The sequence below is a fragment of the Paraburkholderia sp. CI3 genome (genome assembly GCF_050436505.1).
In the GTDB taxonomy this organism is placed as follows: domain Bacteria; phylum Pseudomonadota; class Gammaproteobacteria; order Burkholderiales; family Burkholderiaceae; genus Paraburkholderia; species Paraburkholderia tuberum.
On record NZ_JBNDMI010000004.1, the window covers coordinates 2,993,366 to 3,014,629 of the forward strand.

18 protein-coding genes are annotated in these 21,264 nt (G+C 62.0%); all 18 read right to left on the bottom strand.

Annotated features, from left to right (window positions below):
• Positions 1-70: 70 nt before the first annotated feature.
• The 18 genes from atpE to OKW29_RS35395 all read right to left on the bottom strand — a co-directional run bounded on the left by atpE (position 71) and on the right by OKW29_RS35395 (position 21,152).
• Positions 71-340: a F0F1 ATP synthase subunit C gene (atpE, locus tag OKW29_RS35310; RefSeq protein ID WP_007180033.1), complete on the bottom strand. Its 270-nt coding sequence runs from the start codon at positions 338-340 to the stop codon at positions 71-73.
• An 81-nt stretch (positions 341-421) separates the two neighbouring features.
• On the bottom strand, positions 422-1,273 hold the full coding sequence (gene atpB, locus OKW29_RS35315) for a F0F1 ATP synthase subunit A (RefSeq protein WP_026225522.1): 852 nt from the start codon (positions 1,271-1,273) through the stop codon (positions 422-424).
• A 165-nt stretch (positions 1,274-1,438) separates the two neighbouring features.
• Positions 1,439-1,984: an ATP synthase subunit I gene (locus OKW29_RS35320; RefSeq protein ID WP_429294993.1), complete on the bottom strand. Its 546-nt coding sequence runs from the start codon at positions 1,982-1,984 to the stop codon at positions 1,439-1,441.
• A gap of 575 nt (positions 1,985-2,559) precedes the next feature.
• Complete coding sequence (locus OKW29_RS35325; RefSeq protein ID WP_090802389.1) at positions 2,560-3,447, bottom strand: ParB/RepB/Spo0J family partition protein; 888 nt, start codon at positions 3,445-3,447, stop codon at positions 2,560-2,562.
• Between the two features lie 18 nt (positions 3,448-3,465).
• Entirely contained in the window at positions 3,466-4,257 is a 792-nt protein-coding gene (locus OKW29_RS35330) for a ParA family protein (RefSeq protein ID WP_090802387.1), read from the bottom strand.
• Between the two features lie 71 nt (positions 4,258-4,328).
• The gene (rsmG, locus tag OKW29_RS35335; RefSeq protein ID WP_429294199.1) at positions 4,329-5,012 is read right to left on the bottom strand and encodes a 16S rRNA (guanine(527)-N(7))-methyltransferase RsmG; all 684 of its coding nucleotides are present in this window, start codon (positions 5,010-5,012) and stop codon (positions 4,329-4,331) included.
• Positions 5,009-6,967 (bottom strand): tRNA uridine-5-carboxymethylaminomethyl(34) synthesis enzyme MnmG, encoded by a 1,959-nt coding sequence (mnmG, locus tag OKW29_RS35340; RefSeq protein WP_429294200.1) that lies wholly within the window; start codon positions 6,965-6,967, stop codon positions 5,009-5,011. Before mnmG ends, rsmG begins: the two co-directional genes overlap by 4 nt.
• 175 nt (positions 6,968-7,142) lie before the next feature.
• Complete coding sequence (locus tag OKW29_RS35345; RefSeq protein WP_184036898.1) at positions 7,143-7,919, bottom strand: ABC transporter ATP-binding protein; 777 nt, start codon at positions 7,917-7,919, stop codon at positions 7,143-7,145.
• Positions 7,919-9,703 (bottom strand): ATP-binding cassette domain-containing protein, encoded by a 1,785-nt coding sequence (locus OKW29_RS35350; RefSeq protein WP_429294201.1) that lies wholly within the window; start codon positions 9,701-9,703, stop codon positions 7,919-7,921. The genes OKW29_RS35345 and OKW29_RS35350 overlap by 1 nt, the downstream gene beginning before the upstream one ends.
• 4 nt (positions 9,704-9,707) lie before the next feature.
• Positions 9,708-10,763, bottom strand: coding sequence for a branched-chain amino acid ABC transporter permease (locus OKW29_RS35355; protein WP_429294202.1), 1,056 nt, complete (start codon positions 10,761-10,763; stop codon positions 9,708-9,710).
• Between the two features lie 219 nt (positions 10,764-10,982).
• Positions 10,983-12,143: an ABC transporter substrate-binding protein gene (locus OKW29_RS35360; protein ID WP_184036889.1), complete on the bottom strand. Its 1,161-nt coding sequence runs from the start codon at positions 12,141-12,143 to the stop codon at positions 10,983-10,985.
• A 419-nt stretch (positions 12,144-12,562) separates the two neighbouring features.
• Positions 12,563-13,729: an ABC transporter substrate-binding protein gene (locus tag OKW29_RS35365; protein WP_429294203.1), complete on the bottom strand. Its 1,167-nt coding sequence runs from the start codon at positions 13,727-13,729 to the stop codon at positions 12,563-12,565.
• Between the two features lie 557 nt (positions 13,730-14,286).
• Entirely contained in the window at positions 14,287-15,258 is a 972-nt protein-coding gene (locus OKW29_RS35370) for a branched-chain amino acid ABC transporter permease (protein ID WP_429294994.1), read from the bottom strand.
• Positions 15,258-16,142, bottom strand: coding sequence for a branched-chain amino acid ABC transporter permease (locus tag OKW29_RS35375; RefSeq protein ID WP_429294204.1), 885 nt, complete (start codon positions 16,140-16,142; stop codon positions 15,258-15,260). Before OKW29_RS35375 ends, OKW29_RS35370 begins: the two co-directional genes overlap by 1 nt.
• A gap of 189 nt (positions 16,143-16,331) precedes the next feature.
• Entirely contained in the window at positions 16,332-17,546 is a 1,215-nt protein-coding gene (locus OKW29_RS35380; RefSeq protein ID WP_429294205.1) for an ABC transporter substrate-binding protein, read from the bottom strand.
• Positions 17,547-17,608: 62 nt separating this feature from the next.
• Complete coding sequence (locus OKW29_RS35385; RefSeq protein WP_187627451.1) at positions 17,609-18,367, bottom strand: ABC transporter ATP-binding protein; 759 nt, start codon at positions 18,365-18,367, stop codon at positions 17,609-17,611.
• Positions 18,364-19,143, bottom strand: coding sequence for an ABC transporter ATP-binding protein (locus tag OKW29_RS35390; RefSeq protein WP_018418872.1), 780 nt, complete (start codon positions 19,141-19,143; stop codon positions 18,364-18,366). Before OKW29_RS35390 ends, OKW29_RS35385 begins: the two co-directional genes overlap by 4 nt.
• Positions 19,144-19,436: 293 nt before the next feature.
• On the bottom strand, positions 19,437-21,152 hold the full coding sequence (locus OKW29_RS35395; protein WP_429294206.1) for a GMC family oxidoreductase: 1,716 nt from the start codon (positions 21,150-21,152) through the stop codon (positions 19,437-19,439).
• Positions 21,153-21,264: the final 112 nt, after the last annotated feature.

The following is a 21,264-nucleotide window of genomic DNA, read 5'->3' on the forward strand; positions in this document are numbered from 1 at the left end:
CAGCGCCCCAGTACCCGTTCCGCCCTGCGCCTTTACCTGTTATAGCTCAGGCGCAAACCTCCGAGGAACCTCAGCCTGCCAGCTTCGAGAGCAGCGGGTTCGCGAACGCAAACAGCATTGCCACACCAACGCCAATCAGGAACGCCGCATCGATCAGACCAGCCAGCAGGAACATCTTGGTTTGCAGCGGGTTCATCAGTTCCGGTTGACGGGCGCATGCTTCGATGTACTTGCCGCCCATCAGACCGATACCGATACAGGCGCCGATAGCACCCAGGCCGATGATGATGCCGATACCGATGGCGGTCAGACCCTGGATGTTGGCGATGAAAGCTTGCATGATCACTCCTTTGTGAAAAGTCTTTTAGAACTGGTTGGAACTGGGATTTAAAAAACTACGATTCTTTGCCGACAACGCAGGTTAGTGCGTGTCGTGTGCCTGGCCGATGTACACCAGCGTCAGCATCATGAAAATGAACGCCTGCAGCAGAACGATCAGGATGTGGAAGATTGACCACACTGTGCCGGCGACCACGTGGCCGATGAAGCCAAGCACCGTCGTGTCCGCGCCGAAGCTCCAGAGGCTGCCGAGCAGGGCAATCAGCAGGAACAACAGTTCGCCCGCGTACATGTTGCCGAACAACCGCATGCCGAGCGAGACCGTCTTCGCGACGAACTCGATGATGTTCAGTGCGAGGTTCGGGATCCACAGCAGCGGATGCGCGCCGAACGGAGCGGACAGCAGTTCATGCACGAAGCCGCCAGCGCCCTTGATCTTGAAGTTGTAGTAAATCATCAGCACGAACACGCCGAGCGCGATACCGATCGTGCCGTTCAGGTCGGCGGTCGGCACGATGCGGTGGTGCGGGATGGCTTCGGACAGACCCAGCCAGCCGATCACACGGCCCGGCAGGTCGACGGGAATGAAGTCGAGTGAGTTCATTAGCGCGACCCAGACGAACACGGTCAGCGCGAGCGGCGCGATGAAGGTGCGCGAACCGTGGATCATGGCCTTCGATTGATCCTCGACCATTTCGACAAGCATTTCGATCGCGCATTGGAAGCGACCCGGCACGCCGGCCGTTGCCTTGCGGGCTGCCAGATGCAGCACGAAGATCGTGACCAGGCCGCACACGATCGACCAGAAAAGGGTGTCGAGATTCCACACATGGATGTCGAAAATCGACGTCTGGTGTGCGGTGGAAAAGTTCTGCAAGTGGTGCGCGATGTACTCGGACGGATCCATTGCGCGCGTGCCTTCGCTAGCTGCCATATCGTTAAAGCCACCCAAATTGTCGAAAATCGTTCGAGGCCGCTCCCGCCGGAACACTGTGTTGCGGGAACGCGCCGGGTGCGGGCCCTGTCTCACCCGCACACCCGTGCCGGCGCTGCGCGCCGGCCTTAAATTCTTTTTGCTGCTGTTTTTTGTGCTGCTACCTTAGCGCCACGCCAAGGCGATCCAGTAAGTCTTCAGCGCGATGAGGTTGGTCACGAGCAGCGGAATCCAGCGTACGTCGTGATACCAGAAGGCGATTGCGACAAACATCGCAATCGTTGTCCCCATCTTGAGTGCTTCGCCGATCATCCAGCTCATCACGGTCTCGGCGCCGCCCTGCTTTTTCAGTCGTGCCGCGAACAACGCGCCCGGCACCCAGCAGATCGCCCCCCCGAGGAACGCGGACAGCGCAGCAGCGCCCGGCGGCTTGTAGAACAGCCACCACAACAGCGTTGCGACCAGGGACAAAACCATTTGCGCTGCGACGACCCTGAACGGCGTTACGCGCGATGGACGACCCACGCCGGGACCAAACAGCTTTTCCGCCTCGGCCCGCGTGAGCGGAACGATATTGTTATCTTCCTGCGCGTCATCCCACGCTTCGGCCGGATCGAACTGCCGACTGGAGGACATCTCGGGTGCGGAGCGTTCAGCGCGGTGTCTGTCGTCACCATTCTCCGGCGACAGATTCGACGTTTTGACCGCCATCGCAATGTTCCGAAAGTCTCGTTCAGCCCGCGAGTTTACGCAGCGCTTACGGGGTTGCCGTGCAATTAAATCCGGGCGATTGTAAGCGATAGTTGCAGGCAATTCAAGACTTTAGGCCAGCCTATAACCGCGTGAAACTTCCCTTCACGATGCGGTAAAACATACGCTAACGACGCGAAACACGTCAAATGTAAGGCGGGCGGGGGGCGGCAAAACCCGTGCGGGTGGTCGCGTGGATCGAAGCTCGTTGGCAGTGCGTTCCGACGCAGCGGCAGACGTCTCGAAAATGCAACAAATGCCTCTTTTTTAAGGGCTGAACGGGATAGCTCTTCTAATGAGCTGAATCAGCCTCACCGCAAATTTCGATGATGATCGGGTCGCTTTTGATAGCGGCTCGTCAGGATGATTATCGCGTGAATGTGGAGCGTCTGAAGCTAGGATTCCTGATTATTCGTGCATCGGTTGTTTTGGAATCCACAATAGTCGCTCGCACCGAGGTAAACCAACTCGCGGCAGTGCTCATGCACAGGCCGCCAGCCGTTCACCACTCTTGCCTGCTGAGCGCCAATCTTTGCTCAGACGTTCGCGTTCCCGCGCAAACGAACCAGAATGCCTTCCAGCGCGTCGAGATCGCCGAAGTCCACCAGCACCTGGCCGCGACCGCGTCGGCCGAGCTTGATTTTCACCGTAGCGGACAGCAGGTCCGACAGTTCCTCTTCCAGGCGTCGCGTGTCACGGCCGCCGTCCGGATTCGCGCGGGCCTTGGCCGCCGGCGTCACCTTCGTGGTCATCGCAACCAGCTTTTCCGTCTCGCGCACAGACAGGCGCTTGTTGACGACCTGGTTGGCCAGCGTGATCTGCGTCGCGGCATCGACGGCGAGCAGCGCGCGAGCGTGGCCCATGTCGAGATCGCCGGCGAGCAACATCGTCTGTACCGGTGTCGCAAGGTTCAGCAGACGCAGCAGGTTCGACACCGCGCTGCGCGAGCGGCCCACCGACTCTGCCGCCTGCTCATGCGTGAAATTGAATTCGTCGAGCAGGCGCTGGATCCCCTGGGCCTCTTCGAGGGGATTCAGATCCTCGCGCTGGATGTTTTCGATCAGCGCCATCGCCGCGGCGGCCTGGTCGGGCACGTCCTTCACAAGCACCGGCACCTCGTCGAGGCCCGCGAGCCGCGCCGCGCGAAAACGCCGCTCCCCCGCGATGATCTCATAGCGGTCCGCCGCGATCGGACGCACGAGAATCGGCTGCATCAGCCCTTGCGCGCGGATGCTCGCCGCAAGCTCCTGCAGCGCGCCTTCGTCCATGCGCGTGCGCGGCTGGTATTTGCCCGCCTGCATCTTGCCGAGCGGCAATACGTTCGGTGCGCCGTCGATCACCGCTGCCTCGGTGATATCGGCGGTGCCGCCGAGCAATGCCTCCAGACCGCGCCCCAGTCCCTTCTTTCTTGCTACTGCGTTCATCGTGCTTCCTCGATCCGCTTAGGATGCCTGGGGCGCGTCATTCAGCGCGCGCACCCGCTCAATCATTTCGACGCCGAACTGCACGTACGCCTGCGCGCCTCGCGACGCCCTGTCGAACACCACACCGGGCAGCCCGTAGCTGGGCGCCTCGGCCAATCGCACGTTGCGTGGAATCACCGCGTCGAAGACCTTGTCGCCGAAGTGCTCTTTCAATTGATCCGAGACTTGCTGTTGCAACGTAATGCGCGGATCGAACATGACGCGCAGCAGACCGATCACCTTGAGGTCGCGATTCAGATTCGCATGGACCTGCTTGATCGTGTTGACGAGGTCGGACAGCCCTTCGAGCGCGAAGTATTCGCACTGCATCGGAATGACGACGCCGTGCGCGGCGCATAGTCCGTTGAGCGTCAGCAGTGACAAAGCCGGCGGGCAATCGATCAGCACGAAATCGTACTCGCCCTCGACCCCGGCGAGCGCCGCCTTCAGTTGACGCTCGCGATTCTGCATGCTGACGAGTTCGACCTCGGCGCCCGCGAGCTCACGGTTCGCGGGAAGCACGTCGTATCCGACCGCCTCGGGCCGTACGCGCGCATCGGCCACCGACACGTTGTCCACGAGCACCTCGTAGACCGTGTTCGTACATTCGGCCTTGTCGATGCCGCTGCCCATCGTGGCGTTGCCTTGCGGGTCCAGATCGATGAGAAGGACTCGCTGTCCCTGCGCTGCCAGGCTCGCGGCCAGATTGACTGTGGTGGTCGTCTTGCCGACGCCGCCCTTCTGGTTCGCAACGCAGAAGATTTTTGCCATCGTTGGTGTGTCCCTTTTGCTGCTTGGATGAAGTGAAAATCGTTGAGGGTGTTGACAGGCCGAAGCGGCCGTCAGCTTTCGGGGTCCACTCGCACCTCGATCAGATGCCGCTCGGCGTCGAGCGACGGCACGTTCAGCCGGATGATCTGTTCCACGCGAGCGCCCGCCGGCAGACGCGCGATTTCGGCATCCGGCCGCATACCCTTCATCGCCCAAATTGCGCCCTGCTCCGCAACCAGATGACGGGCCAGTGTAACGAAATCCGAGAGTTCTGCGAACGCGCGCGAGACAATTACGTCGAACTTTGCCGGTACTTCGGCGCCAGGCCGCAGCGTCTCCACCCGACCGGTCACAACCGACAGGTTCGCGAGGCCCAGTTCCGCCTTCGCCTGCGACTGAAAGGCAGTCTTCTTATGGACGATGTCGTTCGTCGTGATGGTCCAATCGGGCAGCACGATCGCGAGCACGATGCCCGGCAGCCCCCCGCCCGAACCGACGTCGAGCACCGACGACGGCCCGCGCGGCGCCAGGTGCGGCACGATCGATAGTGAATCGAGAATGTGCTGGATTAGCATCTGCCTCGGATCGCGGATCGCTGTCAGGTTGTAGACGTTGTTCCACTTCGCGAGCAGCGCGACGTAATCGAGCAGCTTGCGCTGCTGCGTGTCGCTGAGTTCGAGACCAAGTTCACGGACACCGTCCGCCAGCAATGACGCCAAGGCCGGCTGGTCAATTCCCCTCTGCGCTGCCGTCATTGAACCACCGGCGTGCTGTCGGCGCCGGGCTCGGCGGACTTCGACGGACGACGCCCGAGGCCACGCTTCAGATGGACCATCAGCAGCGAGATGGCGGCAGGCGTGATGCCGGAAATACGCGACGCCTGTCCGATCGTTTCCGGCCGGAACTGCATCAACTTCTGGCGAGCTTCAAACGACAGCCCACGGACCTCGGTGTAGTCCAGCCCTTCAGGCAGACGCGTGTTCTCTTGCGCCTCGTTGCGTTCGATCTCACCGGCCTGTCGGTCGATGTAGCCCTGATATTTGACGCCGATTTCGATCTGTTCCTTGATTTGCGCGAGCAGCACGGGGTCTTCCGCAAGTGCTTCGGGCGCGCCACAAGTGCCGTCACGCAGCCCGCAGACGCCGTCGTAGCTGACGCCCGGACGACGCAGCAGGTCCGCGAGACTGTATTCGTGGTCGATTGGCTTGCCAAGCAAGGCGGTCGCCTCTTCTGCCGGTAAGGTCTTAGGATTGACCCAGGTTGAACACAAGCGCTGTGTTTCACGTGAAACAGCGTCACGCTTGCGACTGAAGGCGTCCCAGCGGGCGTCATCGACCACGCCAAGTTCGCGCCCGATCTCCGTCAGCCGCATGTCGGCGTTGTCTTCGCGCAAGCTCAGACGGTATTCCGCGCGGCTCGTGAACATCCGGTACGGCTCGGACACCCCGCGCGTGACTAGATCGTCCACGAGCACGCCGAGATAAGCCTGGTCGCGACGCGGACACCATGCTTCCTTGCCTTGCACGAACAGACCGGCGTTGATGCCGGCCAGAGTGCCCTGTGCAGCTGCCTCTTCGTAGCCGGTCGTCCCGTTGATCTGTCCGGCGAAGAACAGGCCACTGATCACCTTCGTTTCTAGCGATGCCTTCAGGCCACGCGGATCGAAATAATCGTACTCGATCGCGTAGCCCGGGCGCAGGATATGCGCATGCTCGAGGCCGCGCATCGAACGCACCAGCTCGAGCTGCACGTCGAAGGGCAGGCTCGTCGAGATCCCGTTCGGATAGAACTCGTTGGTCGTCAGACCTTCCGGCTCGAGGTAGATCTGATGCGATTCCTTCGACGCAAACCGGTGAATCTTGTCCTCGATCGACGGGCAATAGCGTGGCCCCACCCCCTCGATCACGCCCGTGTACATTGGCGAACGATCGAGACCGCCGCGAATGATGTCATGTGTCCGTTGATTCGTATGCGTGACCCAGCACGGCAGCTGGCGCGGGTGCTGCTCGACACGCCCGAGGTACGAGAACACCGGCACCGGGTCCAGATCGCCGGGCTGCTCTTCGAGCTGCGAATAGTCGATCGTGCGACCGTCGATTCGCGGCGGCGTACCGGTCTTGAGCCGGCCCTGCGGTAGCTTCAGCTCTTTCAACCGCGCCGACAGCGAAACCGCAGCCGGGTCGCCCGCGCGTCCGCCGGTGTAGTTGTTCAACCCCACGTGAATTTTGCCGTCGAGGAACGTGCCCGCCGTCAGCACCACCGCGCGCGACCGGAAACGAATACCCACTTGCGTGATGGCGCCGACCACGCGGTCGCCCTCGACCATCAGATCGTCGACGGCCTGCTGAAATAGCCAGAGGTTCGGCTGATTCTCTAGACGATGGCGGATCGCCGCTTTGTACAGCACGCGGTCAGCCTGAGCGCGCGTCGCGCGGACCGCCGGTCCTTTCGACGAATTCAGGATCCGAAACTGGATGCCGCTTTCGTCGGTAGCGGCCGCCATGGCGCCACCCAGCGCGTCGACCTCCTTGACCAGATGGCCTTTGCCAATGCCGCCAATCGACGGATTGCAGCTCATCTGACCAAGGGTCTCGATGTTATGGGTCAAAAGCAGCGTTTTGTTGCCCATGCGCGCCGACGCCAAAGCAGCTTCGGTGCCGGCATGACCGCCACCGACGACGATTACGTCAAATTCTGAGGGAAAAAGCATCGCGGGATCTCACGCCAGATCGTCGCGTGAGCCTTCAAAAGAAATGTATGGGCGAATTATAACGGGTTCAGTTTCGGCCCGAATTTCGTCCGAATGGTGAAACAATAAAAAAGCGGTGTGTTTCACGTGAAACACACCGCTTCCAGAGACAGCGATCAGCGAAATAAGTGCGGGCTTATGCGACCTTTTTGGCAAGACCGAGATAGGTTTCGATCACCCGGGGATTTTGCGCGAGGTCGGTTGCCGGTCCTTCCAGTGCCAACTCGCCGGTTTCCAGCACGTAGCCGTAGTCCGAGATCTGCAATGCAGCTCGCGCATTCTGCTCGATCAGCAGCGTCGCGACGCCCGTCTGCCGCAACGCGCTGATGATGTGAAAGATTTCCTTCACGATCAGCGGCGCGAGACCGAGGCTCGGCTCGTCCAGCATCAGCAGATCGGGCTTGCCCATCAGGGCGCGGCCGACCGCGAGCATCTGCCGCTCGCCGCCGGAAAGCGTGCCGGCCGCCTGCTTGCGCCGCTCCTTCAGCCGCGGAAACAGTTCGAACACCGGTTCCAGCTGATCGAGAAAGTTGCGCTCCCCTGCTCGCTTGCGCCGGTAGGCGCCAAGCAGCAGATTGTCCTCGACGGTCATCGAAGCGAAAAGCTCGCGCTTTTCCGGCACCAGGCACATACCAAGCGCAACGCGCTTTTCGACCGGCATCGCGCTGACGTCGTCGCCCTGATAGGAAACCGCGCCTTTCGCATGACCGGACGTCGGCAACGCGCCCATGATCGCATTCAGCAGCGTCGACTTTCCCGCGCCGTTCGGGCCGATCACGGAGACGATCTGCCCCGCCCGCACCTTGATCGCCGCATTGTGCAGCGCTTCAACCTTGCCGTAGCGGACGGACAATTGGCTCACTTCGAGAATCGGTCCCGCCGCCGCCACGCCGGTCGTTGTCATGTCGTCCATCATTCCACCCCACCCAGATACGCTTCGAGCACCGCCGGATCCTGCTGGACTTCCTGCGGCAGGCCCTCAGCGATCCGCGTGCCGAACTCCATCACCACGAGCCGGTCCGTCAAATTCATCACGAAATCCATGTCGTGCTCGACGAGCAGCACGCTCATCCCTTCTGTCTTCAGTCTGCGCAGCAGTTCGGCGAGCTGAAGCTTTTCCTGATACCGGAGACCAGCGGCCGGTTCATCGAGCAATAGCAGAGTCGGGTCGCAGCACAGGGCGCGCGCAATTTCGAGAATCCGCTGTTGACCAAGCGCCAGGCTGCCCGCTTCGTCATACATGTGCTGTTCGAGGCCGACGCGGCGAATCTGCCGAGCGGCTTCGGCCATCAACCGCTGCTCTTCGGAGCTGTTCAGCCGCACGACACTGCGCCACACGCCCGCATGGCCACGAAGATGCGCACCGATCGCGACGTTCTCGAGCACGGTCATACCCGGCAGCAGCTTCACGTGCTGGAACGTCCGGCCGATGCCGCGCTTGACGATTTCACGCGAACTCAGCGCATCGATGCGCTCGCCGCGGAACGTGATCTCGCCGCTTGTCGCCTGCAGCACACCGGTCACGAGATTGAAGGTCGTCGACTTGCCTGCGCCGTTCGGTCCGATCAACCCGATGATCTGTCCTGCTTTGACCTCGAAGCTGACGTCGTTCACCGCGACGAGACCGCCGAACTGCTTGCGCGCCTTGTTCACCTTCAGCAGGTCTTCGCCGGTCTGTGGCTTGTTGCGCTGCGGCAGAGGATCCGCGTGATCGGCGAGATGCGCCCGCGGGCCACGCGGGAAAAAGCGCGCGACGAACGGCCAGACGCCCTGCCGCGCGTACTGCAGAAGCAGCACCATGATGATGCCGAACACGATCACTTCGAAGTTGCCGTTCTCGCCGAGCAGTTTTGGCAGCAGCGTCTGCAAATAATCCTGCAGCACGGTCAGGATCGCCGCGCCGAGCACCGCGCCCCAGACGTGTGAGACGCCGCCCACCACCGCCATGAACAGGAACTCGATGCCGTGATTCAGTCCAAACGGCGTCGGATTCACGGCGCGCTGCAAGTGCGCGTACAGAAAACCCGAGACCGACGCAAGCACCGCCGCATAGACGAAAATCACGACGCGCATCCAGCCGGTGTTGACGCCCATTGCCTCGGCCATCAGACCGCCGCCGCGCAACGCGCGGATTGCGCGACCCGGCCGGCTATTAAGCAGATTCTGAACAGAGACGACCGCACCGAGCACGACTACCCAGATCAGGTAATAGATATGGCGGCCGGACTCGAGGTTGATCCCAAAAACATTCAACACCGGGATGCCGTTGATGCCGTCGTACTTGCCGAGCATGTCGAGATTGCCGAACAGGTAGAACAGCGCGAGCCCCCACGCAATCGTGCCGAGCGGCAGAAAGTGGCCGGATAGGCGCATCGTCACGAGACCGAGCATCAGCGCAACCAGGGCAGTGACGATCACGCCCGCGATCAGTGCGAGCCACGGCGACACGCCGAAGTTCGTCGTCAGATATGCGGTTGCATACGCGCCGATGCCAACGAACGCGGCCTGCCCGAAGCTCGTCATCCCGCCGATGCCGGTCAACAACACGAGGCCGATCGCGACGATCGAATAGAGACCGATGTAGTTCAGCAGCGTGACCCAGTACTCGGGTACATGGATCGGATGCGGCAGAACCGGCAAAGCGAACAGCACCACGAGGAACAACCAGAAGAACTTCTTTTGCATGATTCGTTTCATCGTGTCACTCCGCTTCCTCTTCGGCGTGCGGGCTCGCAAGACTGCGCCACAGCAGCACCGGGATGATTAACGTGAAAACGATCACTTCCTTATAAGCACTAGCCCAGAACGACGAATACGACTCCAGCAGACCAACCAGAATCGAGCCGGCCGCCGCCAGCGGATAGCTGACCAGACCGCCGATGATCGCGCCCACGAAGCCCTTCAAACCGATCAGGAAGCCCGAGTCGTAGTAGATCGTCGTGAGCGGCGCGACGAGGATGCCGCACAGTGCGCCGAGCCCCGCCGCAAGCGTGAATGCGAGGCGTCCCGCCTGCGTGGTGCCGATGCCGACGAGCCGCGCGCCGAGCCGGTTCACCGACGTCGCGCGCAACGCCTTGCCCGAGATCGAGCGATCGAAGTACAAATACAGCGCGCCGATCAGCACGGCCGCGGTGCCGATCACCCACAGGCTCTGTCCGGAGATCGACAACGTGCCGATGTTGAACGTCGCATCGGAAAACGCGTTGGTGCGCGAGCCTTCGGCGCCGAACATCACGAGGCCGAGACCGACCATCGCGAAATGCACGGCCACCGCGACGATCAACAGCACCAGCGTGGTCGCCTCCGCGATCGGCTCGTAGGCAAGGCGATACACGAACGGACCCATCGGAATCACGATCAGCAGCGTCAGCGCGATCTGCACGATCATCGGCAGCGGCTGCAGGAAGATGCCGCGCGTGAGCGCGTAGACCGCGATCGGAAACAGCAGGTACTTCCCCGCCAGCACGGGCAGCGTGCGCGCCGCATGACGACGCCGCTCAGCATGCCGCAACACGGCCGCCGTCTCGACGACGAAGCATGCCGCGCCCATCGCCATCAACAGCCAGCAGGTGGCCGGAAACTTCTGCGTTTGCAGTGCGGCGAGCGTCAACGCACCGTACGAAACGAACTCCCCTTGCGGGATGAAGATCACCCGCGTGACGGAGAACACCAGCACCAGCGCAAGCGCGAGCAGCGCGTAGATCGCGCCGGTCGTGATGCCGTCCTGCGCGAGGATCGCCGCAATTGATAGATCCATACTTCCTCGTCCTGAAGCGTCGAAATCGAAAAACCGGGAAACAGTCGCGACGGCGCGGTGCGAAGCCGGCCATCGATCTGCATGTCTGAAAAGACAACCGCCGCGCCGGGACGCGGCGCGGCGGTCGATGCCATTGTCGTCGAACACAATGGCAATGCGGCGTCATGCACCGCAGACTGCGCGAGAGGCGCGTACCGCTACTTGTTTTTGTAAATAGTCTTAGTTGTTCTGCAACTTCCACTTGCCGTCGACGATCTGCACGATCACGCGTGCGCGCTGGTCGAGGCCGTTGTGGTCGTTCGCGGTGGTGTTCATGATGCCGTGCGACACTGGCAGCTCCTTGATGTTTTCGAGCGCGTTGCGCAGCGCCGCGCGGAACTCCGGCGTGCCCGGCTGGGCGGTCTTCAGCGCGACCGGAATCGCAGCCTGCAACATCTGGCCGGCATCCCATGCGTGGCCGCCGAAGGTCGCGACCGAACCCGCGCCATAAGCCTTCTCATAGGCGTTCTTATAGGCTTCCGACGACTTCTTCACCGGGTTCGAATCCGGCAATTGATCGACGACGAGAATCGGACCGGCCGGCAGCAGTTCGCCTTCGCAATCCTTGCCGCACACACGCAGGAAGTCGTTGTTCGCGACCCCGTGAGTCTGATAGATCTTGCCCTTGTAGCCACGCTCCTTCAGCGTCTTGGCCGGCAGCGCCGACGGCGTGCCCGAGCCCGCGATCAGCACCGCGTCGGGATTCGCGCCCATCGTCTTCAGCACCTGGCCCGTCACCGATGCATCAGTGCGGTTGAAGCGCTCGTTCGACACGATCTTCAGGTTGTGCGCTTTCGCGGCGGCGTCGAACGTCGTGTTCCAGCTGTCGCCGTATGCGTCCGAGAATCCGATGAAGCCGACCGTCTTCACGCCGTGATGCTGCATGTAATCGGCGATCGCTTCGGCCATCAGGCTGTCGTTCTGAGGCGGTTTGAATGCCCATGCGCGCTTCGCATCCATCGGCTGAATGATCGCGGCCGATGCCGCGAGCGAGATCACCGGTGTCTTGCCCTCAGCGGCCGGATCGAGCATCGCGAGCGAATTCGGCGTGACGGTCGAGCCGATGATCGCGTCGACGTGGTCTTCGTCGATCAGCTTGCGCGTGTTCTGCACGGCCTTGCTGGTGTCCGACCCGTCGTCGAGGATGATGTACTGCACGCTCTTGCCGCCGATCTCCTTCGGCAGCAACGCGATCGTGTTCTTTTCAGGAATCCCGAGCGAGGCGGCCGGCCCCGTCGTCGACAACGTGACGCCGATCTTCACCTGCGCGAATGCAGCCCCCGCGCCGCACATCAGCGCCATCGCGATGCCGGTGCGTACCCAATGCCTTGTCTTTTTCATTGCGAGTCTCCAAACGCTTTGAAAAGCGCCTATCTGTAAACCGGCTTGCTGGACCGGGTGTTTGAATCTAGTGAGCGGGTTCAAGTGTGCCAAGCATGGTTTTCCCTGCTCGGCGCGCATACCTTCCCCCGCTGCGTTGGGTACCGCTCCTCTCGCGTCGCGCGAGTGCGCATTCGCGTCATACACCGCGTTTCTGTGCCGCGGCTTTTTTCCAACCAGGCATCTCATAGACCACTAATATGTTAGTAGTTTGCGTTCTGCATTATCGACGGTCAAGAGAGCGTGCGCCAAATGCGGGTTTGTCCTGAAGCAGCGAAACCACGCTTTTGCGCGATGCGGACACCTGGCCCGGGTAATAAAAAAGACGCGTCAACTGCACGCGTCTTTTTCGATGAGGTCCCGTGGCGCAGAGCCTTCGCTCAGTCGCCGGCGAGCTTCCACTTGCCGTCGACGATCTGCACCATCACGCGCGCCCGCTGATCGAGGCCGGCATGGTCGTTCCCGCTCATGTTGAAGATGCCGTGCGACGCGGGCAGATCTTTCGTTCCTTCGAGCGCGGCACGCAGCGCCTCGCGGAATGCCGGCATGCCTGGCTGCCCCTTCTTCAACGCGAGCGGGATCGCATGCTGCAGCAGCAGACCCGCGTCCCATGCGTGACCGCCGAACGTCGACACCGACCCCGCGCCATATGCCGTTTCATACGCATGCTTGTACGCGAGCGCGCTTTTCTTCACCGGATTCGCCTCGGGCAGTTGCTCGGCGACGAGCAGTGGGCCAGCGGGCAGCCACGTGCCTTCGCAATCCTTGCCGCACACGCGCAGGAAGTCGTTGTTCGCGACGCCGTGCGTCTGATAGTACTTGCCCTTGTAGCCGCGCTCCTTCAGCGTTTTCTGCGGCAGCGCGGCCGGCGTGCCCGCACCGGCGATCAGCACCGCGTCCGGGTTCTGCGACATCATCTTCAGCACCTGGCCCGTGACGGATGCATCGTTGCGCGCGAAGCGCTCGTTCGCGACGATCTTGATCTTCGCGAAGTCAGCGGCTTTGCTGAATTCCTTGAACCAGCTCTCGCCGTACGCGTCGGAAAAGCCGATGAACGCGACCGTTTTCACGCCGTGATTGGCCATGTGCTGCGCGATCGCCGTGGCCATCAGAATGTCGTTTTGGGGCGTTTTAAAGACCCATCTACGCTTCGCGTCCATCGGCTCGACGATGCCCGCGGCCGCGGCCAGAGAGATCATCGGCGTCGAGGTTTCGGCAGCGATGTCGATCATGGCGAGCGAGTTCGGCACGACGGTCGAGCCGATCAGTGCATCGACGTGGTCTTCGCTAGTGAGCTTGCGGGCGTTCTTGACCGCCTGGGTGGAATCGGTTGCGTCGTCGAGGACGATGTAGTCGATCTTCTGGCCCGCCACTTCTTTCGGCAGCAGTGCGATCGTGTTCTTTTCCGGAATGCCGAGCGATGCGGCCGGTCCTGTTGCCGACACGGTGACGCCGATTTTCACGTCCGCGAATGCATGGCCGCTCCAAGCAGCCGAGACCCCTGTGGCGACCAATGCCGCGCTGATCCAACGCAATGCCGACTTCATCCTGCTCCTCTATTAACCCCGTTATTCAATTGCAATTAAATCCGCGGATTTAATTGCCAACCCAATGGTCGGTGAATAGCGAGTGTAGCGGACGCAAGCGCCGTGCTGCAAGCGTTTCGCAGGCTTGTGATGTTTACCTCAGCGGCTAACGGAGAGTAAAAAATGGCGCGTGAAATAGCCGGGAGATCGCGTCAAAAAATTCGATAAATACAAATAAAAAAGCGCTGTTGGATATCAATCCAACAGCGCTTTCTTCTGGGCACTGAGTGCCTCACTTGTCTCCTCGTTCTCCACCTGCAAATTCGTGGTGCATCAGAACTGCATGAAGATTAAACGACCACCCCAACAGTCACAACTAGCAATTACCCTAGTGGTGCACTGCGGCACCGGATTGGGGCGCGTAGGGCGCATTTCGTCGCACGGTTTGCCACAGGTTCGCCCGAGTCCCTGATCCAGCGGACCTTCAGCACGAGCCGCAATTAGATCGGACGTCGAAGCAATTTCGTATCGCACTGCATCAAGCGAGCGACCACGCGGGCGGGATCAAACAGCCACTCTCAAGCCCGCAACGGTCGCACTCGCGCGACGATCTCACCGACGATGCCACGCCGGAACGCCAGCACACACGCGATGAAAATCAGCCCCGTGACGATCGTCACCGATTCGCCGAGCGAGCGGAACCAGTCGATGCCGGTCATCGACGCGAGTGCCGAGCCGATATCGCCGAGCCTGTCTTCGAGCGACACGATCAACGCGGCGCCGAGCAACGGCCCGAACAGCGTGCCCATGCCGCCCACCAGCGTCATCAGGATCACGAGGCCGGACATTGTCCAATAGGCATCGCTCAGCGTTTCGAAGCCTTGCACCAGCACCTTCAGCGACCCCGCGAGACCCGCAATGCCAGCCGACAGGATGAATGCGAGCAGCTTGAAACGGTCGGTGTCGTAGCCGAGCGACACCGCGCGCGGCTCGTTTTCCTTGATCGCGACGAGCACCTGCCCGAACGGCGAATGCACGATCCGCACGATCAGCAGGAAAGCCGCGACGATCACCGCGAGCACGACGAAATATAGCGCGACGTCCGAAGAGAGATCGAGCACGCCGAACAGCTTGCCCCGCGGCACGCCTTGCAGACCGTCTTCGCCGTGCGTGAACGGCGCCTGCAGGAACACGAAGTAGACCATCTGCGCGAGCGCGAGCGTCACCATCGCGAAGTAGATACCCTGACGGCGAATCGCGAAGAAGCCGACGACGAGCCCAAGCAGCGTCGCCGCCGCGGTGCCGCTCAGCACGGCGAGCTCCGGCGAAAAGCCGAGCGTCTGCATCGCATAGCCGGTCACGTAACCGGCCGACGCGAGAAACATCGCATGACCAAAGGACAGCAAGCCCGTATAGCCGATCAGCAGATTGAAGGCGGCCGCGAACAGCGCGAAGCACAGTACCTTCATCACGAAGAGCGGATAGATGCCGAGCACCGGCACCGCGAGCAGCACGATCAGCAGCAGACCGTAGAGCACCTTTCTCTGCATCATTTTTCCCTGCCGAAAAGACCCGCCGGACGCACGAGCAACACGAGCGCCATGATCACGAAGACGACGGTCGCCGACGCCTCGGGGTAGAACACACGCGTGAGTCCTTCGACTACGCCGAGCATCAGGCCGGTCAGGATCGAGCCCATGATCGAGCCCATGCCGCCGATCACGACCACCGCGAACACGGTGATGATCATCGACTGGCCCATCAGGGGCGAGACCTGAATCACCGGCGCGGCGAGCACGCCGGCAAACGCCGCGAGCGCGACGCCGAAGCCGTAGGTCAGCGTGATCATCAGCGGCACGTTGACGCCGAACGCCTCGACGAGCTTCGGGTTTTCGGTGCCCGCGCGCAGATAAGCGCCAAGCCGCGTCTTCTCGATCACGAACCAGGTCGCAAAGCACACGACCAGCGACGCGACCACCACCCATGCGCGATAGTTCGGCAGATACATGAAGCCGAGGTTGGTCGCGCCCGACAGCGCCGACGGCACATCGTACGGCTGGCCCGACGAGCCGTAGATCGAATGGAACACGCCCTCGATCACGAGTGTGAGGCCAAACGTCAGCAACAGGCCATACAGATGATCGAGCTTGTAAAGCCAGCGCAGCATCGAGCGCTCGATCGCGACGCCGACCAGCCCGACGACCAGCGGCGCGAGCACGAGCATCACCCAGTACGGCAGATTGAAATACGCCAGCCCCATCCACGCGAGCATCGCCCCGAGCATGAACAGCGCGCCATGCGCGAAGTTGATCACGTTGAGCAGGCCGAAAATAATCGCCAGCCCGAGGCTCAGAATCGCGTAGAACGAGCCGTTCACGAGCCCGAGCAGAAGCTGGCTCAGCATCGCCGGTAGCGGAACGCCAAAGATGTCCATTGAAGCCCTTAGCCCTTCAAGTCATCGTCAAGGTGAGATCGGTGACGCACGATCCGGCCGGCACGCGACGAGCGGCGACGCTGCCCGTCGCGTGCGGCATCTGAAACGGTCATCCGCCAGCACGTGCCCCTGCAGCGCCGGCGGTTCTCTCAGGTCTGCGCGGTCCTCGACCGCTTACTGCGCCCGCGCTTACTTCCACAGCGCGCAGCGGGTCTGCGCCTTGGTCGTGAAGACCTGATCGCCCGGAATCGTCGCAGTGATCTTGTAGTAATCCCACGGCTCCTTCGATTCGGCCGGCGTCTTCACCTGCATCAGGTACATGTCGTGGATCATGCTGCCGTCCTGACGGATGTAGCCCTTCGCGTAGAAGTCGTCGATCTTCGTCTTGTGCAACTGCGCCATCACCTTGTCCGGATCGGTCGAGCCCACCGCCTGCACCGCCTTCAGATAGTTCATCGCCGCCGAGTAGTCGGCAGCCTGCAGGCTCGACGGCATCTTCTTCATCTTGTCGAAGTAGCGCTGCGACCACTTACGCGTGTCGGCGTCCTTGTTCCAGTACCAGCTGTCCGTCAACACGAGGCCTTGCGTCGTTTCGAGACCGAGGCTGTGCACATCGTTGATGAACATCAGCAGCGCGGCGAGCTTCATCGTCTTGGTGATGCCGAATTCCTTCGCGGCCTTGATCGCGTTGATCGTGTCGCCGCCCGCGTTCGCGAGGCCGAGGATCTGTGCCTTCGACGCCTGCGCCTGCAGCAGGAACGACGAGAAGTCCGACGCCGACAGCGGATGACGCACCTCGCCGAGCACCTGGCCGCCGTTCGCCTTCACGACCTCCGCGGTCGCTTTTTCGAGCGCCTTGCCGAATGCGTAGTCTGCCGTCAGGAAGTACCACGTCTTGCCGCCCTGCTTCGTCACCGCCGAGCCCGTGCCGTTCGCGAGCGCGGTCGTGTCGTATGCGTAGTGGATCGTGTACGGCGTGCATTGCTCGTTGGTCAACGTATCGGCGCCGGCGCCGACGCTGATATAGACCTTGTGCTTCTCGCCCGCGACGGTGTTAGTCGATAGCGCGGTCGCCGAGTTCGTGCCGCCGATCACCATGTCCACGCCGTCGCGGTCGAACCACTCACGAGCGCGGGATGCCGCGATGTCCGCCTTGTTCTGGTGATCCGCGTACAGCACCGTGATCGGCTTGCCGTTGACCTTGCCGCCGAAGTCGGCGACCGCCATCCGGATCGCTTCAAGACCGCCCTGCCCGTCGATATCCGCGTAAAGCCCCGACATGTCCGTGAGGAAGCCGATCTTCACGGCATCGTCGGCCGCTTGCGCGCTGCCCAGCGTCAGTGCGGTGCCGGCGGCGACTGCGAAACAGAGTGAGGCAATTCGCGCGAGTGGGTTCTTTTTCATGCATGTCTCCTGGTTCTTCGCTTGTGGTTATCAGAGGCAGTCGGGCGCGCGTGTGTCCGTGTCTATACGCCCAGTAAATCGTGCAGCACCGGCATCTTGCCTTCGAGCTCGCTAGCCCCGAAATGCTCGACGATCATGCCGTGCTCCATCACATAGAAACGATCCGCGAGCGGCGCGGCGAAGCGGAAGTTCTGCTCAACCATCACGATCGTGTAGCCGCGCGCCTTCAGCGTAACGATCATGCGCGCGAGCGCCTGCACGATCACGGGCGCGAGCCCTTCCGAGATTTCGTCGAGCAGCAGCAGATTCGCGCCGGTGCGCAGAATCCGCGCGACCGCGAGCATCTGTTGTTCGCCGCCCGAGAGCCGCGTGCCCTGACTCATGCGCCGCTCGTGCAGATTCGGGAACATCGCGTAGATTTCCTCGAGCGACATCATGCGCGCCTTGTCGCCGACGGGCGGCGGCAGCAGCAGATTTTCCTCGCACGACAGGCTCGAAAAAATGCCGCGCTCTTCCGGGCAATAGCCGATGCCGCAATGCGCGATGCGATGCGTGGGCAAGCCGACGGTTTCGCGTCCGTCGATACGGATCGAGCCGGTACGGCGACCCGTGAGGCCCATGATCGCGCGTAGTGTCGTGGTGCGGCCCGCGCCATTGCGTCCGAGCAGCGTCACGACCTCGCCGCGGCCAACCGACAGATCGACACCGTGCAGAATGTGGGATTCCCCGTACCAGGCTTGCAGTCCCGCGATTTCCAGCGCGGGTGCGCCGCTTTTCGTTTGGTTCGCTTCGAGGCCTTCGCGCTCGACCGTCGTATTCATGCGTGGGCTCCGGCGAGCGCCGCGTCAGCGCTGCCCATGTAGGCTTGCATCACGAGCGGATTCTTCGACACTTCCGCGTAGCTGCCCTCGGCGAGCACTTCACCCCGTTGCAGCACGGTGATCGTGTCGGAGATACCGGCGATCACATTCATATTGTGTTCGACCATCAGGATCGTGCGTCCGGCCGACACTTTCTTGATCAGCGCGGTCACGCGATCGACGTCCTCATGACCCATGCCTTGCGTGGGCTCGTCGAGAAGCATCAGTTCCGGCTCCATCGCGAGCGTGGTCGCGATTTCGAGCGCGCGCTTGCGGCCGTAGGCGAGCTCGACCGTCAACACATCGGCGAAATCGGTCAGGCCGACCTGGGTCAGCAGATCCATCGCGCGATCGTTCAGACGGCGCAACGTACGCTCGCTCTTCCAGAAGTGAAACGCAGTGCCGAGCGAGCGCTGCAACCCGATGCGCACGTTCTGCAATGCCGTCAGATGCGGAAATACCGCGGAAATCTGGAACGAACGGATGATGCCGCGCCGCGCGATCTGAGCTGGCCGTTCGCCGGTGATATCGACACCGTTGAAAACGATCTGGCCCGCGGTGGGTTCGAGAAATTTGGTGAGCAGATTGAAGCAGGTGGTCTTGCCCGCTCCATTGGGGCCGATCAGCGCATGGATCGAGCCACGGCGCACGCGCAGGTTCACGCCGTTCACGGCGACAAAGCCTTTGAACTCGCGGGTGAGGCCGCGCGTTTCGAGAATCGTATCGCCGAGAATCATGTTCCCTTCCATACGGAGTAAGGCGAAGCACTACGATCTTTCCGCGCGAAGCTCTGCGCGACTTGTTGTTTTTGCGGCACCCCTTGCCGCTCCTTGGCGTGCTGCACCAATCCGTCCGGTAATTCATGGCGTGACACGCAGCATGGCTGCCATTGTCGCGCCAATGATGCAGCGCAATCATTGGGATTTGCACTTAGGGAACGAGGCCCGCGCCGTGCGCATGTGACGCGCGGTTCACACGCACGCTTCACGTACGCGGCGGAAAACCTGACCGGTGCGCTCGCCGAGTCATGTCACACAGCTGACATCGACGCGTCAACACCGGTATGCGCGGCCATGCTGCCGCTCACGCGCGCGCGGCGATCCTCGCGGATCATGTCGCTGGCGCGCTCGGCGATCATCAGCGTCGGCGAATTGGTGTTACCTGACGTGATGTTGGGCATCACCGACGCATCGACGACACGCAAGCCCTCGACTCCGATAACTCGTAGCCGGTTGTCGACGACCGCGGCGGGATCGTCGGTCGTGCCCATGCGGCAGGTGCCGACCGGATGGAAGATCGTCGTGCCGACCGCGCCCGCGGCCTGCTGCAATTCTTCTTCACTTTGATACTGGAGGCCCGGCAGGATCTCCCGCGGCTGATAGCGCGCGAGCGCGGGCGCCGCGACGATGCGACGCGTCAGACGTAGCGCGTTCGCGGCGACGTGGCGGTCGTAGTCGGTCGACAGATAGTTCGGCGCGATCAACGGTGGCGCGCAAGCATCGGCCGACGCAATATGAATGCTGCCGCGCGACGTGGGGCGCAACTGACACACCGAAGCCGTGAACGCATTGAAGCGATGCAGCGGTTCCCCGAAGCGATCAAGCGACAAGGGCTGCACGTGATACTCGAGATCGGGTCGCGACAGCGAGCGATCGTCGGCGTCGGACTTCGCGAACGCGCCGAGTTGCGACGGCGACATCGACATCGGTCCGCTCTGAAACAGCGCGTACCGCATGCCGATCATCAGCTTGCCCCACCAGTGCGCGGACATCGTATTCAGCGTGCGCACGCCCTGCACCTGATACGCCATGCGCAGTTGCAGATGGTCCTGCAGATTTTCACCGACACCGCGCAGATCCTGAACGACCTCGATGCCGAGATTCTGCAGACGCGCGCCATTGCCGACACCGGACAATTCGAGCAGTTGCGGCGAGTTGACCGCGCCGGCGGAAAGGATCACTTCGCAACGCGCTTTGGCGAGATAGTCGACCTCGCCGCCACGATATTCGACTCCGGTGCAGCGGCGGCCATCGAACACGACACGCTGCGTGTGGGCACCGGTGATGACAGTGAGGTTCTCCCGCTTCAACGCGGGCCGCAAAAATGCCTTCGACGCATTCCAGCGAATGCCACGCTTCTGGTTGACGTCGAAGTAGCCGACACCGGTGTTATCGCCGCGATTGAAATCGTCGGTGGCGGGGATGCCGGTTTGCTGCGCGGCTTGCGCGAACTCTTCGAGAATCTTCCATTTGAGGCGCTGCTTCTCGACGCGCCACGGTCCGCCCGCGCCGTGCGCTTCGTTGGCGCCGCCGTGGTGATCCTCGCTGCGCCTGAAGACCGGCAGCACCGCGTTCCAGGACCACGTCCTGTCGTTCGTCACACGCGCCCACTCGTCGTAGTCTTCCCGCTGACCGCGCATGTAGATCATGCCGTTGATCGACGAACTGCCGCCGAGCACACGCCCGCGCGGATACGACAGCGTGCGGCCGTTCAGACCCGGCTCGGCCTGGGTCTTGTACAGCCAGTCCGTGCGCGGATTGCCGATGCAATACAGGTAGCCGACCGGCACGTGAATCCAGTGATAGTCGTCCTTCCCCCCGGCTTCGAGCAGCAGCACGTGGATGTCGGGATCTTCGGTGAGCCGGTTCGCCAGCACGCAGCCGGCGGTACCCGCGCCGACGATGACGTAGTCGAACTCGCCTTCGAGTCGCCGTGCGGCGCGAGGCATACTGTCGGTATGACTCATCGTTTAGCCTCCTAAGCATTTTTGCGGCGCACGCGTGGCTGCTCGATCGCTTCCACGCGTGCGCCGCGAAGCGCTTTTATTGCGCTTTTATTGTTTTCCTGGCGCGCTTGCC